Source organism: Mesobacillus harenae, from assembly GCF_013343715.1.
Taxonomy (GTDB): domain Bacteria; phylum Bacillota; class Bacilli; order Bacillales; family Cytobacillaceae; genus Mesobacillus_A; species Mesobacillus_A harenae.
Genome location: NZ_JABUNR010000002.1, coordinates 272,359 through 289,959 on the forward strand (window position 1 = coordinate 272,359; position 17,601 = coordinate 289,959).

The 17,601-nt window shown below is 39.8% G+C and carries 13 protein-coding genes and 1 riboswitch; of the genes, 7 read left to right on the plus strand and 6 right to left on the minus strand.

All coding sequences use genetic code 11. The features are described from left to right. Nucleotide 1: 1 nt before the first annotated feature. Complete coding sequence (locus tag HRJ06_RS03540) at nt 2–4,192, minus strand: PA14 domain-containing protein (protein ID WP_174728994.1); 4,191 nt, start codon at nt 4,190–4,192, stop codon at nt 2–4. A gap of 261 nt (nt 4,193–4,453) precedes the next feature. On the opposite strand from HRJ06_RS03540, the gene tagU reads away from it, so the two are divergent. The 4 genes from tagU (at nt 4,454) to HRJ06_RS03560 (ending at nt 9,025) form a co-directional block, all read left to right on the plus strand. Next, on the plus strand, nt 4,454–5,374 hold the full coding sequence (gene tagU, locus HRJ06_RS03545) for a polyisoprenyl-teichoic acid--peptidoglycan teichoic acid transferase TagU (protein ID WP_174728997.1): 921 nt from the start codon (nt 4,454–4,456) through the stop codon (nt 5,372–5,374). A gap of 307 nt (nt 5,375–5,681) precedes the next feature. After that, nucleotides 5,682–6,692 (plus strand): UDP-glucose 4-epimerase GalE, encoded by a 1,011-nt coding sequence (gene galE, locus HRJ06_RS03550; RefSeq protein WP_174729000.1) that lies wholly within the window; start codon nt 5,682–5,684, stop codon nt 6,690–6,692. A gap of 624 nt (nt 6,693–7,316) precedes the next feature. After that, nucleotides 7,317–8,438, plus strand: coding sequence for a processed acidic surface protein (locus HRJ06_RS03555; protein WP_174729003.1), 1,122 nt, complete (start codon nt 7,317–7,319; stop codon nt 8,436–8,438). 35 nt (nt 8,439–8,473) lie between these two features. Next, entirely contained in the window at nt 8,474–9,025 is a 552-nt protein-coding gene (locus HRJ06_RS03560; protein WP_422392711.1) for a class D sortase, read from the plus strand. A 651-nt stretch (nt 9,026–9,676) separates the two neighbouring features. Here HRJ06_RS03560 and HRJ06_RS03565 read toward each other — a convergent pair. The 3 genes from HRJ06_RS03565 to HRJ06_RS03575 all read right to left on the minus strand — a co-directional run bounded on the left by HRJ06_RS03565 (nt 9,677) and on the right by HRJ06_RS03575 (nt 11,731). Further along, nucleotides 9,677–9,844: a hypothetical protein gene (locus tag HRJ06_RS03565; RefSeq protein WP_174729008.1), complete on the minus strand. Its 168-nt coding sequence runs from the start codon at nt 9,842–9,844 to the stop codon at nt 9,677–9,679. Between the two features lie 43 nt (nt 9,845–9,887). Continuing rightward, nucleotides 9,888–9,978: riboswitch (cyclic di-GMP riboswitch) on the minus strand. Nucleotides 9,979–10,199: 221 nt separating this feature from the next. Next, nucleotides 10,200–10,670 carry a hypothetical protein gene (locus tag HRJ06_RS03570; protein ID WP_174729011.1) on the minus strand — a complete coding sequence of 157 codons (471 nt, stop codon included), beginning with the start codon at nt 10,668–10,670 and terminating at the stop codon, nt 10,200–10,202. A 230-nt stretch (nt 10,671–10,900) separates the two neighbouring features. Then, complete coding sequence (locus HRJ06_RS03575) at nt 10,901–11,731, minus strand: aldo/keto reductase (RefSeq protein WP_174729014.1); 831 nt, start codon at nt 11,729–11,731, stop codon at nt 10,901–10,903. Nucleotides 11,732–12,412: 681 nt separating this feature from the next. Between HRJ06_RS03575 and HRJ06_RS03580 the strand changes: the two genes are divergently transcribed. Beyond that, the gene (locus HRJ06_RS03580) at nt 12,413–13,015 is read left to right on the plus strand and encodes a DUF5317 domain-containing protein (protein WP_174729017.1); all 603 of its coding nucleotides are present in this window, start codon (nt 12,413–12,415) and stop codon (nt 13,013–13,015) included. Nucleotides 13,016–13,166: 151 nt separating this feature from the next. Further along, nucleotides 13,167–14,987, plus strand: a complete 1,821-nt coding sequence (locus tag HRJ06_RS03585) for a bifunctional diguanylate cyclase/phosphohydrolase (protein ID WP_174729020.1) — start codon at nt 13,167–13,169, stop codon at nt 14,985–14,987. A gap of 170 nt (nt 14,988–15,157) precedes the next feature. Here the strand turns inward: HRJ06_RS03585 and HRJ06_RS23560 are convergent, their stop codons facing one another. Next, nucleotides 15,158–15,361 carry a DUF6688 family protein gene (locus HRJ06_RS23560; protein WP_338421045.1) on the minus strand — a complete coding sequence of 68 codons (204 nt, stop codon included), beginning with the start codon at nt 15,359–15,361 and terminating at the stop codon, nt 15,158–15,160. Nucleotides 15,362–15,724: 363 nt separating this feature from the next. Here HRJ06_RS23560 and HRJ06_RS03590 point away from each other — a divergent pair, with 363 nt between their 5' ends. Next, on the plus strand, nt 15,725–16,402 hold the full coding sequence (locus tag HRJ06_RS03590; protein WP_174729023.1) for a type 1 glutamine amidotransferase domain-containing protein: 678 nt from the start codon (nt 15,725–15,727) through the stop codon (nt 16,400–16,402). A gap of 183 nt (nt 16,403–16,585) precedes the next feature. Here the strand turns inward: HRJ06_RS03590 and HRJ06_RS03595 are convergent, their stop codons facing one another. Then, the gene (locus tag HRJ06_RS03595; protein ID WP_174729026.1) at nt 16,586–17,491 is read right to left on the minus strand and encodes an acetamidase/formamidase family protein; all 906 of its coding nucleotides are present in this window, start codon (nt 17,489–17,491) and stop codon (nt 16,586–16,588) included. Nucleotides 17,492–17,601: the final 110 nt, after the last annotated feature.

The following is a 17,601-nucleotide window of genomic DNA, read 5'->3' on the forward strand; positions in this document are numbered from 1 at the left end:
ATTATCTGACTATATTCTCCAAAATTAACTCTACCTTGCCATATCCGGTGTTATCAAAATATTGGACTTCAATCCAATGTGTATTCTGATGGCCGTTCTCTGACATAGCGCCGTCAACAATATTTACTGCTGCAATATCCTCACGGAAGGCACTATTGCTCCACCGGTCCAATACCAGCTTCCCATCCACATAGACACGAATTCCGTCATCTGCTCTCGCACGCAGGATATACTCTCCAGCTGGGATTCGTTTTGCCGTAGTGTAACGCGCCGAAAAATGATCTGCCGGGACTCCCTTGCCAGGACTGCCGAGCCCAAAGTCCTCAAGCAGGTTCTTCGACTCGCCAACAGGAGCGAGAGTCCTGGCCGCAACTGGAACTCCCTTTAAACCGCTGTTCGGATAATAGTACGCAAGCCAGGAGTCCAATTGGACCACATCAGAGAACACGGCCGCATTTCCGGTACTTTCATAGTAATGGGTTTTGATTTTGTGCTCCCCCTCCGTTACATCCGTCCATAAAGACCTGTTAATAGCACCGCCAGAGTCTCCCCAACGGTTAATGAGCCATTTTCCGTCTGCTTCAACCTTTATACCATCATCGGCCAGTGTCTGGATGAAATAATCCCCAGCTCCGTAATGCTGTGTTTGGTCAAACTCTGCCAGGAAGTAATCCGCCGGAACTCCTGCTCCGGGACTGCCTGCTCCCCAATTATAATGAACCTCCCCGCCTGCTTGGACAGGACTTTTTACGAATGGTTTGTAATTAAGCTCCAAAAGAGCAGCGCCGGAATTTTCGAAATACTCTACCTTGATGGTATGCTGTCCTTCTGTTATAGCTGCTTTTCCTGTTTTTAGGGTTCCAGATGAGTTGGCCCATGAATTAATAACCAGCTGGTCATCCACCCAAATCCGAATTCCATCATCAGATTTTGCCTCAAATAAATATAACCCTTCCTCGAAATATTCCCTTTTCGTAAATCTTGCGGAAAACTGGTCTGACTGTATAGCTGGAAGCGGGGAACCATATCCCCAATTAAAATTGAGGTGTTCTACTTGATTAGTTGAATCGTCACCCCCTATTATATACGGAGCCCCCTGGAGAGACATGTTTGGATAATATTCTCCAATCCATGTTCCTTCATTGTTAAAAGGCTGCAAATAGAATTCTACTTTTCCTTTACCTAAAGAGTCATAGTACTGAACTTCAATCCAATGTACATCTTTTTCTCTCTCATGGGCTTCCTGCCGGTCTGATAAAGAAATTTTTATAGCATCCTCCCGGAAAGCACTATCACTCCATCGGTTCAATACCAGCTTGCCATCAACATATACCCTAATTCCGTCATCAGCCTTCGCCCGCAGGATATACTCTCCAGCTGGGATTCGTTTTGCCGTAGTGTAACGCGCCGAAAAATGATCTGCCGGGACTCCCTTGCCAGGACTGCCGAGCCCAAAGTCCTCAAGCAGGTTCTTCGACTCGCCAACAGGAGCGAGGGTCCTGGCCGCAACTGGAACTCCCTTTAAACCGCTGTTCGGATAATAGTACGCAAGCCAGGAGTCCAATTGGACCACATCAGAGAAAACCGCCGCATTTCCGGTACTTTCATAGTAATGGGTTTTGATTCTGTGCTCCCCCTCCGTTACATCCGTCCATAAAGACCTGTTAATAGCACCGCCGGAGTTTCCCCAGCGGTTAATGAGCCATTTTCCGTCTACTTCAACCTTTATACCATCATCGGCCAGTGTCTGGATGAAATAATCCCCAGCTCCGTAATGCTGTGTTTGGTCAAACTCTGCTTGGAAGTAATCTGCCGGAACTCCTGCTCCGGGACTGCCTGCTCCCCAATTATAATGAACCTCCCCGCCCGCTTGGACAGGACTTTTTACGAATGGTTTGTAATTAAGCTCCAAAAGAGCAGCGCCGGTATTTTCAAAATACTCTACCTTGATGATATGCTGTCCTTCTGTTATAGCTGCTTTTCCTGTTTTCAGGGACCCAGATGAGTTGCCCCATGAATTAATAACCAGTTGCTCATCCACCCAAATACGAATTCCATCATCAGATTTTACCTCGAATAGATATAACCCTTCCTGGAAATATTCCCTTTTCGTAAATCTTGCGGAAAACTGGTCTGACTGAATAGTTGGAAGCGGGGAGCCATACCCCCAGTAAAAACTGATATCATCGATTTTATTAGCTGAGTTTTTCCCTCCCAATATGTATGGAATACCTTGGAGGGATAAGTTTGGATAAAACTCGCCAACCCAAGTGTCCTCTGCTACATTGTCGGCAGGCTCCAGCCCGAATTCTACTTTTCCTTTACCTAAAGAGTCATAGTACTGAACTTCAATCCAATGAATATCTCTTTCTCCCATTTGAGCTTCCTTCTGATCTGATATCGCCATTTTTATGGCATCCTCACGGAAGGCGCTGTTCGTCCATCTGTCCAAAACCAATTTACCGTCCACATATACCCGTATGCCGTCATCAGCCCTCACTCGCAAGATATATTCTCCAGCCGGGATTCGTTTTACCGTAGTGTAACGGGCCGAAAAATGATCTGCCGGTACTCCTTTGCCAGGACTGCCGAGCCCAAAGTCCTCAAACAGGTTCTTCGACTCGCCAATAGGATCGAAAGTTCTGGCTTCAACTGGAACTCCCTTTAAACCGCTGTTCGGGTAATAGTACGCAAGCCAGGAGTCAAATTGGACAATATGTGAAAAAACAGCTGCATTACCTGCCTTTTCATAATAATGGGTTTTGACATTATGCTCACCTTCTGTAACATTGCTCCAAATAGCACGATCAATCGCTCCGCCGGAGTCACTCCACCGATTAATAAGCCACTGATTGTCAACTTCAACCTTTATGCCATCATCTGCAAGTGTTTGAATAAAGTAGTCACCAGTATGGTAGTAACCAGACTGATTAAAAAGAGCCTCAAAATGATCTGCCGGAATCCAGGGTTCGGGATTTCCAGATCCCCAATTATACTGAACATCTTTGTTGAAAACCGATGGCGTGTAGACATTTGTTTTTGCCAAGGCAATATCTGCGTTTATTCTCCCATATCCATAATATGGGTCCCATCCGGCAGCCCCTAAATCATCCACGCTATTTTTCAATTTTGATTGAATTTGCTCACTAGTGCATTCAGAACATTGTGACCATACAAGAGCAGCTATACCAGCTACCAAAGGGGATGCCATTGAAGTCCCACTCATATAGCCGTAATTATTATTTGGAAAGGTTGAAAGAATGCTAGTGCCTGGAGCAGCAAAATCTATATTGTATCCAAAATTCGAAAAACTTGACAGCTGATCATAAGAATCTGTTGAACTCACTGAAATTACATTAGGAAGGGATGCAGGATAAAATTTCAAATTGCTGGAATCATTGCCGGCAGATGCAACTATGATTACTCCTTGTCGATTTGCCTCCTGTATCGCTTCATCTAATGCCCGTGAATACTCCGGGCTACCGAGACTTAAGTTTATAATATTGGCCCCGTTATTTACCGCATAACCTATAGCTTCAATTAAATCCGAAGTTTTTGCACTGTCACCAGCAAAAATATTGATGGGCATGATCTTTACACTTGGGGCTATACCGGTGCCTCCTATCCCGTTATCCATTGTGGCGGCTATTATACCAGCTACATGAGTCCCATGTTTACCTACAGTGACATATTCGCTCGTGTTATAAACTGCGTCATAAGGGGAAACAATCTTGCCAATTAAATCTTCATGATTTAAATCAATTCCATCATCAACCACTGCCACTGTAATTTTATTAGAGCCCCTTGTTTGATCCCAGGCTTTTTCAGCTTCTACTTTTTTTAAGTGCCACTGTGATTGATATCTCGGATCGCTGGGCACACGGGTAAGTTTAATCTTATAGTCTGGTTCTGCATATAAAACATCTTTTCTTTTCTCAAGTTCTTTAATGAAATTTTTCATACTCTTACTTTTAGGGACTTTGACAGCTTTAACTGTTGGATTTGCCCCTACAGCATTTTCGGTAACCGTATAAGTCTTAAGAGCAGAATGTTTTGGTTCATTTTTAAACATAACAATAACCTGGTTAGACTCATTTGATAGGAGCGGAGTTTCTGTTGAAAAGCCAATCTCGTAATTAAAATTAATATTTAGTGCAAATAGAATAAAAAATATTAATAAAAATTTTTTCATGGGTTCACCTTCCTTAACATTGTTGCTGTCGCCTCAATTTATTTATCGGTTATAAATTATATATTAATAGAAATACATTCAATATTTTAATAGGTATAAATTGGTATAAACCTCAAGTTACTTTATGCAGCTTTTAGTGTTTTGAAAAATACCAGCTAGTGAGGAGCCAGGTAACCCAAATTTATCTATACCTTTTTATCCCCTTTTCTGATAATCTATTGTCAGACATAAAAATCATGTTTACTGGGGGCTATTCTATTAATGAGGAATACGAATAGAAAAAAGAGAAAATGGTTGAAATTTTTTGGTTTTTTTCTTCTATTTCTACTTATCATAGTGGGTGCGTACAGTTATTCTATGTATAAATCCCTAACAGATGCTGTGGACACAATGCACGAACCTACTGATAGAGAAAGCTCCGATAAAAGACTAGAAGAACTACAATTAAAAGGAGAACCTTTTTCTGTATTGATATTAGGAGTTGACGAGCGCTCAGGGGATAAAGGCCGCTCAGACACAATGATCGTTATGACGGTTAATCCTAAAACAAATTCATCAAAAATGGTGAGTATTCCGCGCGATACCCGCACTGAGATTATTGGAAGAGGGTCAGAAGATAAAATTAATCACGCCTATGCATTTGGCGGAGTTGATATGTCAATTGCTACTGTCGAGAACTTCCTTGATATTCCGATTGATTATTATATGAAAATCAATATGGATGGGTTTAAGGATATTGTTGATGCAGTGGGAGGAATCACGGTAAACAACTCATTCGAGTTCTCTGAAGGCGGACATCATTATGCAAAAGGAAATATTTCACTAAATGGTGATGAGGCACTAGCGTATGTTCGAATGAGAAAGCAAGACCCTAACGGGGACTTTGGCCGTAATACAAGGCAGCGCCAAGTTATTCAGGGAGTCCTCAGAGAAGGAGCCAGTATATCTTCGCTAACTAATTATGGTGATATCTTTGCAGCATTAGGAACTAACATTAAAACTGACGTCGCTTTTGATGAAATGATAGAGATTCAAAAGAACTACAAAGCAGCGGCAAAAAACATTGAACAGTTAACCATTGAAGGCAATGCCACTACCATAAGCGGGATCTATTATTTAGTAGTCCCTGATGAGGAAAAGCAGAGGATTCATTCTGAATTAAAATCACACTTGGAGTTATAGAAAATACAGTTGGACTGTCCTAAGTCATTACAATCGACTTTTGACAGTCCTTTTTCTACTTAAAAAGCGGCTCCAATAACAAAATGCAACCATAAATATAGGAGCAGTTTTTTGACAGGAATGAATTAAAGCGCATGGAACAAGGCATACCATCTTGGCTGGGTAAGGAGAAATAGGACTATTTAAAGAATCTAGCAAAGCGATCTAACTCGGCATCCCAATCTAGGCTAACCTGGGTTTTTTAAGTGCTTGTCGTTAAAATTTGTTGTATACTATAGATTAGATTTCTCTAACTAGGAGGATTAAAATGGCTATACTTGTTACTGGCGGTGCTGGTTATATTGGTACGCATACTTGTATTGAACTGCTAAATGCTAATTATGAAATAGTAGTGGTAGATAATTTTTCTAACAGTAAGCCTGAGGCACTCAAGCGCGTAAGTGAATTAACTGGCAAAAGCTTTAAAACATATGATGTTGACTTACTTGACCGGGAAGGGCTTGAAGAAGTCTTTAATGAAAATCATATTGAAGCAGTCATTCATTTTGCCGGCTTAAAAGCGGTTGGTGAGTCCGTTTCGATCCCGCTCCGTTATTATCATAATAATATAACTGGTACGCTCATACTTTGTGAAGTTATGAAGGATAAGAACGTTAAAAATTTAGTATTCAGCTCTTCAGCTACCGTTTATGGAATGGCTGAAGAAGTTCCTATATCAGAGCACTTCCCGTTAAGTGCTACTAATCCGTACGGCCAGACCAAACTTATGATTGAGGAAATCCTAAGAGATTTATATGTATCCGATAATAGCTGGAGCATTGCTCTATTGCGTTACTTTAATCCAATTGGAGCACATGAAAGTGGACGTATCGGTGAAGATCCGAATGGAATTCCAAATAACCTTATGCCCTTCATTACTCAAGTGGCAGTAGGAAAACTAGCTGAACTTAAAGTGTACGGTAATGATTATCCAACAGTTGATGGAACAGGCGTCAGGGACTACATTCATGTTGTCGACTTGGCTCAAGGACACCTAAAAGCCTTGGAGAAAGTAGTGTCAACTACTGGAGCGGAACCTTACAACCTTGGAACTGGCAGAGGCTACAGCGTGTTGGAAGTTGTTAAAGCATTTGAAAAAGCATCAGGAAAAAGCATTTCTTATTCAATAGTGGATCGCAGGGCTGGAGACATCGCTGAATGCTATGCTAATCCAGAAAAAGCTAAAAATGAATTAGGTTGGAGCGCCAAAAAAGGGATCCAAGAAATGTGTGCTGATTCATGGAAATGGCAGTCAAATAATTTAAATGGATACGAATAAAAATATTCAAGGTAAAATTTGAAGACCAGAGCGTTAGCGCTCTGGTTTCGTTTTGTTCTGTTTTGTTTTTCCTACAATTATCAACCCATTAAACATAAATAGTATCCATTAATAAAGTAACCAGACCCTCTTTATATATCCCCTTTTTTTCTCTATCAATAGACGTTATTCTAATTTAATCCCAGTAAAACAGAGATTATTTTGCCGAACTATGTTGTATTTAATCGAGAACAATATGTATTAAAACGTTCTTTATTTCGGTAAAATTAAGTAACAAAGATTACAGGGGGAAAAGATACATGCCTTTATTGCAGATGAAAGAAATGGTTACTCCTTTAAAGCTTATCGGAATAAAACTCTTCAAATGTAATGAAGGGCATTTGTACGTTAAACTATGGAGCAGACCTCGTAAGCGTATTTTCGGATAAGAAACCTATTTCTATTAATAAGAGCAAGACCATCACTTGGTCTTGCTTTTTTCGTGTTTTATGATACTTTTGTAATATTGTAAAATGGAAATAATTTTACATTAAAAGTTTATTAAAATCAATACTATTTATTTTAGATTTTTAGGATTATATTAATATATGTTATATACATTATTTACAAATGGAGGAAATGAATTTGAAGCGTGTTGCATCTTTATTAATGGCGGTCACTTTGGCTTTTGGACTTTTGGTACCATCTGTTTCACTCGCTGCAATTCCGAGTGGCGAATTGGAGACTTTTTTAACTGAAAACGAGGTAACAGAGGATGAACTGTCAGCACACCTTGACTATTATCATTATGTGACTTTAGAAGACTTTGAAACTGCGGACGAGCTTTCCGATTTTCTTGGTGAACTGATTAACATTGAAAACCTGACAGTCCTTTTAACCGAGTACGGTTTTGCCGATGAGGCGGAACTGATCGCCTTTTTAATGGAGTATGATGAAATAGACGAAAACACAACGGTAGCTGATCAATTCCTTTTCATCAATGCTTTGACGGAAACGATTGATTTTTACTCAGGTACCCCTATTAATGACGAAAACCTGCAGCAGCTTCTTAAGGATTTTGAGTTAACTTTGGATGAGTTAGAGGAACTTCTTTCTCAAAATAATGATTCTCTAGAAAACTATGAATTTATTGAGGACCTTGAATTTGCAGTTGTTGAATATCTGGTTCCTAATATGTTTGGAGAACTTGGAATAACTGATGAGGAATTTGCTAACTTGACAAACCATTTCTTGTCATTAACTGATTTGGATCCATTGGTAATGGAGCAGAATATGACAGAAATCATGGAGCGAATGGATGCTCTAGGTGATTTCGAAAGCGCTGAAGAGTTAACTGAAGAGGAAATTGCGGAGTTAATGGATATCATGTATGACATGCTAGCTGTTTTTGAATTAAATGCTGAGTTTTACCTTGTAAAGGGCGGAACTAAAACAGCTCTGTCAGATGCAGAACTAGCAAAACTCCAATCTACTAATGGCGCAGATATGCTGATTGAATTATACAACCTTGAAGGTACTTTCCTGGCTGATGTAATTTTAACGGCTGACTTGTTTGGCTCAGACCTAATTGAAGATATTACGACACAGCCTGTAAAAGTTGTTGATAAAGTAAAGAATCCTAAAACCGTCAAAGGCGGCAAACTCCCTAACACTGCTGGAAATTATACAGAAGGTGCTCTTTTAGGTTTTGGATTATTATTGGCAGGAGCTTTTATGTTCCGTAAACGGACTGCTTTTAAAGCATGATTCAAAAAGGATTCAAGCTTATCAGCATTGTTTTGATGCTAGCGGGAGTCTATCTTTTATGGATTAATGCTGCTCCCCTGCTGAAGGACAATGCTAGGGCACCAAAAGAGCCTTCAGCAACAGCAGTAGCCAAGATGGCTGAACAGGAAACAGAATCCGATGTTTCTGCTATCTATTCTCAACGCCCTAAAATCGGTGAAGAGTTTGGAACACTTGTAATCCCCAAGCTATCTGCGGAGCTGCCGATCTTTCATGGAACAGATGAAGATGAACTGGAAAAAGGCGTGGGCCACTTCGCTGGCAGTGTCCTTCCAGGTGAAAAGGATAATTCTGTGCTTTCTGGACATCGCGATACCGTTTTTAGAGAGCTGGGCAAGGTCGGTGAAGGTGATTTGCTGGTAGTGAACACTTCTGCTGGAGAGTTTACCTATAAAGTTCGGAAGGTTCGGATTGTTGATGCTGATGACCGAACTGTTATCGTTCCTAAACCAAGGGCAACCTTAACTGTAACAACGTGCTATCCATTTAACTTTATTGGCGACGCACCACAGCGGTATATTTTAGTAGCCGATTTACAAAAAAATTAGACTTGGTTAAACTTCCTTCAGAGTGAGGTTATGGACATGTACCCATGTTCCTAATATAAAACTCTGAAGTTTTTTTATTTAGATGTATTCTAAAACCTTTTTTAATAGAAAAATAAAGAAAAGGATTCGTCATCAACCTGCAAGATCTTTTATGAAATGCTACTACATAAACGGAAATCAATGCCATTCTGAGCAATTGTGACATAAACACAATCATTTCTCGGGAAATACGGAGGATTTTGTAGATATTTTTGTTGTTTCGATTGATAGATTAGGGTTATTTATTAAGTATATGAAAATACTGGAATCTGACGAACCGGCATCTTAGATGATAAATATTCTATCAAAAAAGGATGTGATCTCTGTGAAGATTAAGGCTGGAAGTTGGAGTATGTTATCGAAGCAGGATAAATTGTTTATTTTAAAAGCCGTCAGTGCTCGTTCGAAGTTATTAATCGGGGCGTAGGTTAGCTTTATTCTGGTACAAAGGCTGAGTTAAATAGATAAAATTAGGATACTCCTCGAAAAAACGAGCCAGCATGAGCCGGCAGCGAGGTACGAGCGAGAGAGCTCTAAGCTGTGTCCGTGGAAAGAGAGCTGCTTTTACAGAGCCCACAGTAAAAGCTGCTTGATAAACAAGCAGCCCGTTGGTTAATTGAGTTTTGATGTTAACAACGTTGCTATTTGGCCGTGGTAGCTGGCCTTTGCTTTTAATCTTGATTTCAGGTCGTCACTGAGCGCATCTTGAACTAAAGCTTCATTATGCCTTTGCAAGAATAAATGGAACTTGCACTTCATTTTAACTAGTAAATTCAACACAAAAACTCCTCCTTTTAGCCACATAAACCGCAGGAGAATCGTATTCGGAAGCTGGCTGACATCGTTACCTTTTGATAACATTAGTCCCTAAAGCTTTGCGTCACCACTTTTCAGTGATTTTGCCGTTATCGTACGATCTATGTGTTATAAATTTAAATTATCAAACATTTTCCAATAAGTAAAGATTTTTCCATCTTTACAGTGGAATTTGCCGAATAACCGGATTATGTGTAATTGAAGCCTTTTTTCTTAAATTCCCAGGTTTTATTATCACTAAACCGTTCCATATAAAAATGATTCCAAAGACCTGTATATCTAATTGGGTGACAGACACCTTATTGGTGGCCTTTTTGGATTACTTATTATAATCCCATAATATTCGCCATTCGTCTTTTTCTTTGGCGGTGTAAATGTTTTGATGGAGATCAAAGTGTCCGTATTTACCTTTATAGGTTTGGGTTACTGAGAATTTATAAATGTTCTGCATTTCTTCTGCTTCTTTTGATAGCTTCCATTGTTTAAGCTCCTCAGGCTCGCTAATAGTAAAAGTAAATGTCTCGACACCAAAATGATTCATGAAGACATGGGCTCTATCTTGAATATAATGGCCCTTTGTGAATTTTTCTTTCATGAGCGGATGAAATAGATTCCAGGAGTTAGAAAAGTCCCCTTCTTGCTCATAAAGATAAAATTCTTCAACTGTTGCTTTTGCTTGGTTGGCCGGTGAAAAGAATAAAATTCGTACAACAAGAACAATCGCGACAACAATTATTATGGCACCAATCCCAATGAATAAGCCCGCTGCTGGCTGAAACCTTCTGCGCATTCTAAGCCTCCTCCTTGAACAAGTCCCTTGTTCAAGAATATGTACGGCCTACTGCAAATAGACATGATTCAGACAACTGCTGAATCTCATTGAATACGTGAACTGGAAATCCTTTGGATGGTGCCATCCGGAAATCTCTATCCAGAATATGGATGGTGACAGGCACCTCACAGGTAATTCCCAAAAATAAAGACGGCCAAGGATTTGGCCGTCTACGTTATTTTGCGATTTTAAAAGTTGAAGTTGTCTGGATCTGCACCGATCCGTTCATTTTTGTTTAATCCATTAAGCTGTTTCATTTCTTCTGCTGTTAATTCAAAATCAAAGATATCCGCATTTTCAATGATACGGTGTTCTTTAATCGACTTTGGAATGGTTACGACCTCGTTTTGCAGGTCCCATCTTAGGATAATTTGAGCCGCCGACTTGCCATGTTTTTCTGCAATTTTGATAATCACTGGCTCAGACAAAAGCTCCCCTTGCTTCAGCGGGGACCATGCCTCCATCTGGATGCCTTCTTTTCGGCAGAACTCACGAACCTCAGGCTGAGCCAAATGCGGATGGTATTCAATTTGGTTAACCATTGGTTTGATTTCAGCATCAGCTAGCACGTCTTCAAGGTGATGAACGTGAAAATTACTTACGCCGATCGCTCGAACACGGCCATCTTTGTATAACTTCTCCATTGCTTTCCAGGTTTCTTTGTATTTCCCTTTTACAGGCCAGTGCACCAGATAAAGATCCAAATATTCAAGGCCAAGTTTTTTTAAACTTGTTTCATATGCTTCAAGCGTGGATTCATAGCCTTGATCGGAGTTCCAGACCTTTGATGTAATAAATAGTTCCTCACGAGGAATTCCTGCTTCTCGAATTCCTTGGCCTACACCTTCTTCGTTTTTGTAGATGGCTGCGGTATCTATGCTGCGATAGCCATTTTTAATGGCATTCCTTACTGAATCAACGACTTCTGAGCCTTCCTTAACTTTAAAAACTCCCAGCCCGAACCACGGCATTTTTACACCATTATGTAATGTAGTTGTATCCTGTAAACTCTTCGGCATACTATCCCCTCCTATTTCATCTCTTACCGATTATATTCTCTCATATTTTTACAAAAAGTATTAATTATAAGCTCTAGACACTAACTAAATATTTTCCTGTTTATAGAGTTAACCCTTCAATCGTTTCCTTATATAGTCAGTTTCTCTCACCCTTAAAAGCAACCTTATTAGACACGAGATCCTCCCATTGTCTGGTTCTCACAATTCAGACACAGGTTTGGCAATAAAACTGGTTTTGTGATGCATAAATCAAAGTGAATGATGGATAAATCGCCTTGATTGATACATAAATCTCTTTTAATGATGGATTAATTCAAAAAAGACTTTAAATCATAAAAAATCGTATCAAAGGGAGGATTTTATTGATCAAGTCTGTCGAACAACCTGACAGGTCGATAAAATACTGGTTCTCCTAACTACGACAATCTTACAGTTTAGCCTTTTAAGGAGGGGGGATTAAATTGAACTAATGATTAATAGGTAAGTAGAGCTTACCACTTGTCCGAATAGGAAATTTTTCCGTGTCTAAAGTTGGGAATATTGAAAAATCTGTTGTAATTTGTCACTGTAAATTTTATGATGAAATTATAAATATTTACTTTTATCAGGTAATAGATTGAAGTAGTGATTTGTACCTACCATTCTATTAAATTTAAAAGTTATAGGTGGGAACAATAGAGCATGGTATTCGACGGAATAATATTATCATTTATTGTAGGGTTTTTGCGAAAAGGCAATTTAAAGGCCATGTATACGTTACAACTCAATTGGGGCTGGGTGTTCCCTTTGTTGCTGGTGTTTCAGATTGGTGTATTCTCACTGCAAAATAAAATTGAAACCCTTGGCCAGATCAGCGGTTACCTTTACATCGCTGTATATATAGTAGGGTTAACTTTCTTATTCCTAAACCGAAATCACCCTGGATTTAACTTAATTTTAGCGGGGGTATTTCTTAACTTTCTTGTCATGGTGGTAAACGGAGGCAGGATGCCCGTTTCTGCGGAAGCGGCAGCCGTATTGGACCCCAGCTATATTGCCGCCCTTAAAGACGGATTGTACGCTAAGCATGCGCTTTTAACTGAAGCTTCCAAACTCGGATTTTTAGGTGATATTATTCCTTTATCTGATCCTTATCCACGTACCCAGATTATCAGCATCGGCGATGTTATAATGAACGTGGGAATTTTCTTATTTATCCAGCATTTGATGCTCGATCATCTCAAAGAAGGAAACGATACTGATGATGCTGCCGCCCCTCTTTTAAAAGGAGGTGAGATAAGTTGAAAAAGACAACATTATTATATAATGCAATTATTCTAGGTTCTTTAATTATTGCACTAACTTCTGGTTTCAAGCTAACCTAACACTGAAATAGGGAGAAGCTGATGTTACAATCACTTCTCCCTTCTATTTTATAAATGAGAGTGATTTTATCATGCAGGCATTAAAAAAATCATATAATTTATACTTGTTATTCATTGCCGTTGTTGGTATCGGTACTTTTTTAAAGTTTACTCAAGTTCAGTTGGACCCAAATGGGCAGACTGTGACAATTTTCGCTCTTGTTGGCTCAATTCTTCTTTTAAATCACTATAGAATTATCATTCCTCCAAATGGAAACTGTATTTCTATGGATTCGGCAATTTTTCTGGCAAGTATTTTTTTGTTTGGTCTTGACCTAACTTTAAACATTTTATTTCTTTATACCGTAATATATTGGGTCTATCAATGGAAGGTAGAATGGTGGAAGCACGTTTTTAACTTTTCAACCTATAGCATAATGATTATTTTAGCCGACTTTTCGTTTATCTTTACCGGAGGCCAGGTTGGCAGTATTGATACTTCTAATCTCTTCCCATATATTGTATCGATGACCGTTTATTTTCTTTTAAACACGATCCTTATTTCTATTTATTTTCTTCTGGCTGAACGTGATGGCCTTAAGAATTTACTATCAGAACTCATGAAGGACAAGACCTTCATGGTTAGCTACTTCAATATCTTTCTGCTTTCTTTTGTTGTGGCTATACTACTAGATTCTGTAGGCCTGTTTGGGCTATTTCTGTTTGTCAGTATTGCTATGCTGCTGTCCATTGCGTTTATTCAGCATTTCGAGCAATATCAGGAGGTTTCCAACAAAGCGAACAAAGACTATTTAACGGGCTTAAATAACCATGGCTATTTTAAAGAGATATTAGAAACCCAGATCACTGATGCAAAAGAAACTGGCCAGGTACTAAGCTTGTCCCTAATTGACCTTGATGATTTTAAAAAATATAACGATGTATACGGGCATATCCAGGGAGATAAGCTTCTGAGAGATTTCGGAACTCTAATCGAAGCGCAAGCCCAAGCAGATGATTATACTGTTGCCCGTTATGGCGGTGAAGAGTTTGCGATACTAATGCCTGCTGCAGACAAGAACGCTGCTTTGATATTTATGGACAGACTAAGGAAGCTTGTAAATGACACCCACTTCGATGGGGTTGAAGCTCTTCCCTATGGCTGTTTATCCTTTTCGGCTGGTATTGCTCAGCTAGAAAAAGGAACCTATAACAGTGCCGAAATTCTCACCAAAGCAGATCAAGCCATGTATCATGCCAAATCACTTGGTAAGAACCTGGTTGAAATATACAATGAACAAACAGAATACCTGACTGAAGACTCTCAGACTTTTGCGAAACAGCTTGAAGAAGCAGAACAGCAGCTCAAAATCTTTCTTTCAAAAGACGTATACACCTACCGGCACAGTAAACGTGTGTTCCAATATGCCGTTGATTTTGGAAGGAAGCTGAATTTAAGCGAACATGAGCGTAAAGTTTTAACGCTTGGTGCTTTGGTTCATGATATCGGAAAGCTCGAGGTACCGCGCGATATCATCAATAAGAAGGGAAAGCTTGAGCCAATTGAATGGGAAATTATGAAAAAGCATGTTATTTTCGGCAAAGAAATTATCTCGACAAACAAACAGCTTGAAGAGTTGATTCCGCTCGTTGAGCTTCATCATGAACGCTTAGATGGCAAAGGCTACCCACATGGATTAAAGGGTGACAACATTCCTAAGCTGGCCCGGATTTTGTGTATTATTGATTCCTTCGATGCTATGACAACAGAACGCCCATACCAAAAAACAAAAACATTCGAAGAAGCGATACGAGAATTAAGAGAATGCTCCGGAAAACAATTCGATCCCGCCTACGTCGAACCATTCATCCAGCTAATCCAGCAAAACCATAAATTCACCAAAATAGGATAACTGGTGACGATAACTGGTGACAGGCACCATCCAATTATTTTCCAAACAAATAGAGCTGGCAACCTGCCAGCTCTATTTTTTTATTGAAGACAAAGGATATATGGAGATTTACCAAGTGATTACCAGGTCATTACCAAGTAATTACACGGTGACAGGCACCATCCATAAATTTACTTTCTCAGCTCACTGTACTGGACAGCAATTCTATTCTCCGGGTTCTTGTCCACGGTGTACAATACAAGGAGGAAAAGCCATTCTATTGGTTTCATTAAGAGATAGACGATGTCAGCTGACCATTCTGTGTTAATATGCCTGCTGATTGGATATCCGTAACTGTTATATAAACCGCGGATCACTTTGTGCGTATTTGGCATTTGAGAATGTTTTGAAAGGAATTTGCAGCCGGAATCGGGCGGTGATAATTTATAAGGATTTTTCAACAAAACATGAAGATACTAAACAGTGTCTCAGCTAGAAAAGGAATTTATTACATCAAACCTGCTCTATTCTTTTCGTTAATACTTTGAATCACAACAGTAGACTCGAAGCTGTCTCTATGAATCGGCCAAATTGCAAACAGGTTTAGAAAGTGACTCGGACGTGAAAAGAAACAAGTGATTGCATAGAAAAAAGGCTAATCACAAAGGACCACCTCAAAAAGAAAGACAGTAATTGATATTCATTGGTATGGATTAATCTACTTTGAGGGGAAATTATAAGTAATGGAGGAAAGCTATATGGCAAAAGTTTTAGCAGTGCTATCAAGCGGCTACAAGGATGAGAAAAATAAATACGAAACTGGCTGGTGGGGAGAAGAACTTTTTGCTCCGTTAGAAGCTCTTGAAAAGGCAGGTCACCAGGTTGACCTTGCTTCCCCGCTAGGAGGAAATCCAGACGTAGATCAGGTTAGTCTTTTACCTGAATATGACCCAGAAGGCACTTACAAGGCCCTATATGAGTCAGGAAGAGCAGAAGATACGCAAAAAATATCTGACATAAATCCAAAAGAATATGATGTAGTTTTAATAGTTGGTGGCCATGGTGCTATGTACGATCTAGCAAGAGATGAGGACCTTCATCGTATTATTAATACGATTTATGATAATGGAGGAATCGTCGCTGCTGAATGTCATGGACCAGCCCCTCTTATATGGACATTAAGGCCCGATGGAAAGAGTATAATAGCAGGAAAAAAAGTGACTGGCTACCCGGATGAAATTGAGCCAGAGGGCCTGCTGGAAATTTTACCATTTAGCCTTGAACAAGAAATGGCCAATATCGCTTCGTACGATAAAGGTGACTTAAGTAAACAGGGATACGCTGTATGGGCTGATGAGCAAATTATTACAAGCCGGGACCCTTTCTCTTCTGAATTAATGGGTGAGGAACTGGTTAAAGCTCTTGAAAACAAATAACTATGAGGTTAATTAGCAGAAAAATCCCAGCAATTTACCAGATCGTTCTCTAAATCTTCCAAATAAAAAGCCTGCTCCCCTATGCCAAGGTGAGCAGGCTTATTCGCTTCTATTATTCTACATTTAATGTAGACTGTCTCGGCGGGAGCAGGTGTTTACCCCCAGCTTCATTTTCCAATCACTCTATTCAAACAGGCTGACTTGATAGGCATCTAATATATATTTTGGAACTAAAAACCTTGCAGTGATTAGTGGATCAACAATTTGTGATACTTGGACCTGTCCAGCAGCACTGAAAAGCATAGTCAGTTCAGCTATCGTCAAATCTGTATGCGGTAGCAAGGTATCAACGAAAAGCTCGACTGCTTTTTTAGCAGCTTCGTCAAGTGTCTCCATTGAAACAATGGCTGCTACACCCTCGTCATTTTCTACAAATGGGAAAGGAATTGATTTTCCTTTAATAACTTCCAATGTTACCGTTACTTTTCCGGGAATCTCCACGCCTGAGACGCCAATTTCTCCGTCACCCATGGCTGCGTGCAAATCTCCAAGTCCAAACAAGGCACCCTCTTGAAAAACAGGGAAATACAGAGTCGCTCCTGTAGTAATGGACTTCGTGTCCATGTTGCCGCCATGCGCACCTGGAGTACCACAGGAGACCGGCTCTCCTTCTGGGGCAACACCAATTACACCGATCATCGGATTTAATGGGAGTTTTAGCTTCTCATTGAATACCGCTTTCCCATCCACAATGGGCACCATTTTTACCGTGAATTCGTCAATTCGATGACCCATAACGCCTAGCCCAGGTCCTGTAGCGAGAACTCCTTTGTTGCCTAGCTCGATATTATCAATTTTCACCTTTAAAATATCACCTGGCTGAGCATCTTCCACATAAATTGACCCAGTGGCAGGGTTAATCTGATTCCAATCAATCGAATTAAACGATGCGTCCTCAGACTCAATTTGGTTCTGGAAGCAATCATACGTCTCAACCACCACCTGAGAACCGGACGGCACCTTCAGCGCAGTTTGATTTTCTTTACTGAACGCATAGAAATAGGTTTCCTTTGCTAATGTTTGTGGCATGTTGCTACTCCCCTTTTAAAACTCTTTTATTTATTATAAAACAATAGAGTGTATTTTGCGTAATCATTAGACTATTTTCATAACTCCGCTATTCGTATACCAAGCATAGC

What these genes read in the sequence shown, in the direction of transcription:
- HRJ06_RS03540 (WP_174728994.1), bottom strand. Translation starts at nt 4,192, where the DNA reads ATGAAAAAATTTTTATTAATATTTTTTATTCTATTTGCACTAAATATT.
- tagU (WP_174728997.1), top strand. Translation starts at nt 4,454, where the DNA reads ATGAGGAATACGAATAGAAAAAAGAGAAAATGGTTGAAATTTTTTGGT.
- galE (WP_174729000.1), top strand. Translation starts at nt 5,682, where the DNA reads ATGGCTATACTTGTTACTGGCGGTGCTGGTTATATTGGTACGCATACT.
- HRJ06_RS03560 (WP_422392711.1), top strand. Translation starts at nt 8,474, where the DNA reads ATGCTAGCGGGAGTCTATCTTTTATGGATTAATGCTGCTCCCCTGCTG.
- HRJ06_RS03570 (WP_174729011.1), bottom strand. Translation starts at nt 10,670, where the DNA reads ATGCGCAGAAGGTTTCAGCCAGCAGCGGGCTTATTCATTGGGATTGGT.
- HRJ06_RS03575 (WP_174729014.1), bottom strand. Translation starts at nt 11,731, where the DNA reads ATGCCGAAGAGTTTACAGGATACAACTACATTACATAATGGTGTAAAA.
- HRJ06_RS03580 (WP_174729017.1), top strand. Translation starts at nt 12,413, where the DNA reads ATGGTATTCGACGGAATAATATTATCATTTATTGTAGGGTTTTTGCGA.
- HRJ06_RS03585 (WP_174729020.1), top strand. Translation starts at nt 13,167, where the DNA reads ATGCAGGCATTAAAAAAATCATATAATTTATACTTGTTATTCATTGCC.
- HRJ06_RS23560 (WP_338421045.1), bottom strand. Translation starts at nt 15,361, where the DNA reads ATGCCAAATACGCACAAAGTGATCCGCGGTTTATATAACAGTTACGGA.
- HRJ06_RS03590 (WP_174729023.1), top strand. Translation starts at nt 15,725, where the DNA reads ATGGCAAAAGTTTTAGCAGTGCTATCAAGCGGCTACAAGGATGAGAAA.
- HRJ06_RS03595 (WP_174729026.1), bottom strand. Translation starts at nt 17,491, where the DNA reads ATGCCACAAACATTAGCAAAGGAAACCTATTTCTATGCGTTCAGTAAA.